Source organism: Mycobacterium hubeiense, assembly GCF_002838065.1.
GTDB lineage: Bacteria > Actinomycetota > Actinomycetes > Mycobacteriales > Mycobacteriaceae > Mycobacterium > Mycobacterium hubeiense.
In genome coordinates this window covers 1-3,863 of record NZ_PIZU01000089.1, presented here as the reverse complement: position 1 = coordinate 3,863, position 3,863 = coordinate 1, and the positions used below count along the sequence as shown (strand labels likewise).

At 63.0% G+C, this 3,863-nt stretch carries 4 protein-coding genes; 2 read left to right on the top strand and 2 right to left on the bottom strand.

The window, feature by feature from the left end; all coding sequences use genetic code 11:
- Positions 1-476: 476 nt before the first annotated feature.
- Entirely contained in the window at positions 477-2,339 is a 1,863-nt protein-coding gene (locus CWS39_RS29925; RefSeq protein ID WP_233213744.1) for a cytochrome c oxidase subunit I, read from the top strand.
- Positions 2,340-2,498: 159 nt separating this feature from the next.
- Here CWS39_RS29925 and CWS39_RS27940 read toward each other — a convergent pair whose 3' ends face one another.
- Positions 2,499-2,774, bottom strand: coding sequence for a Rieske (2Fe-2S) protein (locus CWS39_RS27940; RefSeq protein WP_233213745.1), 276 nt, complete (start codon positions 2,772-2,774; stop codon positions 2,499-2,501).
- Between CWS39_RS27940 and CWS39_RS29920 the strand changes: the two genes are divergently transcribed.
- Positions 2,713-2,922 carry a hypothetical protein gene (locus CWS39_RS29920; protein ID WP_233213746.1) on the top strand — a complete coding sequence of 70 codons (210 nt, stop codon included), beginning with the start codon at positions 2,713-2,715 and terminating at the stop codon, positions 2,920-2,922. The genes CWS39_RS27940 and CWS39_RS29920 overlap by 62 nt on opposite strands.
- On the opposite strand, the gene CWS39_RS27935 is transcribed toward CWS39_RS29920, so the two are convergent.
- A partial coding sequence (locus CWS39_RS27935) for a ZIP family metal transporter (protein WP_102146071.1) occupies positions 2,912-3,863 on the bottom strand: 952 nt, incomplete at its 5' end. The two genes, CWS39_RS29920 and CWS39_RS27935, sit on opposite strands and share 11 nt — an antisense overlap.

The following is a 3,863-nucleotide window of genomic DNA, read 5'->3' as shown; positions in this document are numbered from 1 at the left end:
CCGCGCAACGGTGCCTCATTCAGGTTGACAGGTTCCGCATGCCGCTCACATCTGGCCGCTCCTAATCGGTGGCCGTAACGTCCTGGCCGCAAGAAATCGCTCCGGACAGAACACCAACCACCGTCTGCTCCGACGGGCGTCTCACTCGACATTATTTCGCGCGGAGTAGTGGGCCCAGATTTCGAAACGTACGTCGCGTCGGATGTGCCAGTCTTGGGCGCCGTGGGGCTGGTTGTAGGCCGCAACCGAATTCTTAATCACGGACCGGTTCGCCGCTAGCGAAGTTGTCGTAGAAGCACGGCGCGTTGGCCGGCTGAGGTTGGAGCCAGTTGGCAGGGCGGCCATCTTACGATTTTCGGTAGTACGCGCTACATTAGTACGACACAATGTAGGAGCATCGCGGAGCCGGACCATGGCCGCGAGATCAGATCCAGGAATTGCCGGGTAACCGGCTCGATGGTTGGTTGGAGGAGCTCGTGGTCGCCGAAGCACCCCCACTGGGAGAACTCGAGGCTCGCCGTCCGTTCCCGGCCCGGCTGGGCCCGAAGGGCAATCTCGTCTACAAATTGGTGACCACCACCGATCACAAGGTGATCGGGATGATGTATGTCGTCGCCTGCTTCATCTTCTTTTTTATCGGCGGGTTGATGGCGCTGTTCATGCGCACCGAGCTCGTGGTGCCGGGGCTGCAGTTTCTGTCCAATGAGCAGTTCAACCAGTTGTTCACCATGCATGGCACGGTGATGCTGCTGTTCTACGCCACCCCGATCGTGTTCGGGTTCGCCAATCTGGTGTTGCCGCTGCAGATCGGCGCCCCCGACGTGGCGTTCCCGCGGCTGAACGCGTTCAGCTTTTGGCTGTTCTTGTTCGGCGCCACCATCGCCCTGGCCGGGTTCATCACCCCTGGCGGGGCCGCGGACTTCGGCTGGACCGCCTACACGCCGCTCAGCAGCGCAATTAATTCTCCGGGGGCCGGCGGCGATCTGTGGATCATGGGTCTGATTGTGGGTGGTCTGGGCACCATCTTGGGTGCGGTGAACATGATCACCACGGTGGTGTGCATGCGGGCCCCGGGTATGACGATGTTCCGGATGCCGATCTTTACCTGGAACATCCTGGTGACATCGATCCTGGTGCTGGTGGCGTTCCCGCTGCTGACGGCCGCGTTGTTCGCGCTGGCCGCCGACCGCCACCTGGGCGCGCACATCTATGACCCTGCCAATGGCGGTGTGTTGTTGTGGCAGCACCTGTTCTGGTTCTTCGGTCACCCGGAGGTATACATCATCGCCTTGCCGTTCTTCGGCATCGTCTCCGAGATCTTCCCGGTGTTCTCGNACATCTATGACCCTGCCAATGGCGGTGTGTTGTTGTGGCAGCACCTGTTCTGGTTCTTCGGTCACCCGGAGGTATACATCATCGCCTTGCCGTTCTTCGGCATCGTCTCCGAGATCTTCCCGGTGTTCTCGCGCAAGCCGATCTTCGGTTACACCACGCTGATCTACGCGACGCTGTCGATCGCGGCGCTGTCGGTGGCGGTGTGGGCGCACCATATGTATGCGACGGGCGCGGTGCTGCTGCCGTTCTTCAGCTTCATGACGTTCTTGATCGCGGTGCCGACCGGTATCAAGTTCTTCAACTGGATCGGCACGATGTGGAAGGGCCAGTTGACCTTTGAGACACCGATGTTGTTCTCGGTGGGCTTTCTGGTGACCTTCCTGCTGGGCGGTCTGTCGGGTGTGCTGCTGGCCAGCCCGCCGATCGATTTTCAGGTCACCGACTCGTATTTCGTGGTGGCGCATTTCCATTACGTGCTGTTCGGCACCATCGTGTTCGCCACCTATGCCGGGATCTACTTCTGGTTCCCGAAGATGACGGGCCGGCTGTTGGATGAGCGGCTGGGCAAGCTGCACTTCTGGTTGACGTTCATCGGTTTCCACGCGACGTTCTTGGTGCAGCACTGGCTGGGCGATGAGGGTATGCCGCGCCGCTACGCCGATTACCTGCCGACCGACGGGTTCACCACGCTCAACGTGATCTCGACAATCGGGGCGTTCATCCTCGGCATCTCGACCCTCCCGTTCACGTGGAACGTGTTCAAGAGTTGGCGCTACGGCGAGCCAGTCACGGTGGACGACCCGTGGGGGTTCGGCAATTCGTTGGAGTGGGCGACCAGTTGCCCGCCGCCGCGGCACAACTTCACCGAACTGCCCCGAATCCGTTCGGAGCGCCCGGCTTTCGAGTTGCACTATCCGCACATGGTGGACCGGATGCGCGCCGAAGCCCACGTCGGACGCAGTCACCATCCGGCGGACCCGGAACCTGTGGACCAATCCAGTTGATCGCGGGCTGACCCGTCGGCTGCATAGATCGCAGCATGTAAAGCCTTGCAGTAGAACCCAGAATATTGCCCGGGCTGTAGGTGAATAGCCGATCGCTGTATGCGGGCGCATCTGTCCGCGACACCGAATAGATCTGCGGGTTCGCGACCTCATTTGCCCTCAGGTGATTCGGATGTCGGTTCCGTCGACTGTCGTCGCGCGACGGGTGAGTGGTTGTCGTGCCGGGCCTCGTTGGGCGGAACCATCGGTGAGGCCGAATCGGCTGCCGTGGCAGGCACAGCGGATGAAACCGTCGCGGATCTCGTTTACGGTGCAGCCCTGGTGGGTGCAGATGGTCGAGAAGGCGTGGAACTCACCAGGGTTGGGCTGAGTGATGACCGTCGACTGGTCGGGAAAGAATTTCGCGCCACCGATCGGTATCTGCGCCGCAGACACGGTGAATGGTGCCGTCTCGGCGGCGCGGCCCGTGCTGCAACCAGATGTCACGCACACGGTCGCCGCGGCAGCGCAGCTCAGGAATGTCCGCCGTTGCAGCGTCGGTGGCGCTGATTCGGACATGGGGTGGCGGTTGGTCATGCGGTGACGAACAGGCTGGTCAGGTACATGAGCAATATTCCGGCGATGACACCGCAGACCGCCCTGGCGTCGGCGCGGTCGCGGCCTTCGGGGCGCAACGCGGGCACGATCTGCACCACGACTTGAGCGATGGCGCCGACGCCCACGCCGAGCAGCAGGGCGGACAGTTCTGGGTTGTTGACGCTGGCGCCGATGATCGCCCCGAGGATCGCCGGGGCGCCGGCCAGCAGGCCAAGAGCCAGCAGTACACCCAGCCGGGTCGGCTGTCTTGCCAGGGGTGCGACGATGGCGACGCCTTCGGTGGTGTTATGCAGCGCAAACCCGATCACCAGGAATGCGCCGAGCGCCAATTCGCCCACGGCGTAGGCGGATCCGATCGCCAGGCCCTCGCCCAGGTTGTGCAGCCCGATCGCTCCGGCGATCATGAAGGCCAGCCGCGGGCCCGAGTCGGTCACACCGCCGGTCCCGGTGCGGCGTGTGTGCAGGTATCGGTCGACGGCGGTGAGCGCGAGATAGGCTGCGGCTGCGCCGAATGCGACGAGTTTCGCGCCGCCGAAGGCGCCGCCGGTTCCTTGCGCGAGTTCGACACCTTCCGTGGCGGCGTCGACCGCCAGGAAAGCCAGCAGGCCGACGGTGACGGCGAGCAGCAATCGCAGCACCGTGGGGCGGGAGCGCCGCACGAGAGGCAGGACCAGCATTCCCAGCAGCACCGGGATGACCCCGACGTAGGTGCCCAGTAGCGCCATCAGCCCGAAGAAGTGCAGGCCTGGGCGGGGTGTTTCGACGGCGATGGGGATCTGATGTTCGATGACCACTCCGGTAGAAGTCAGCATCGACACAAGGTACGGTTGCCCGTCCTGCCAGGGATAGTTCAGTTCCAGTGTGGCGGTGCGCATCCGGTCGATAGGTTCGACGCCGCCGCGGCGGAACCTGTCAACCTGAATGAGG

Excerpts from the sequence above, each read along its gene's own strand:
- CWS39_RS29920 (WP_233213746.1), top strand. The coding sequence starts at position 2,713 with ATGACCGTCGACTGGTCGGGAAAGAATTTCGCGCCACCGATCGGTATC.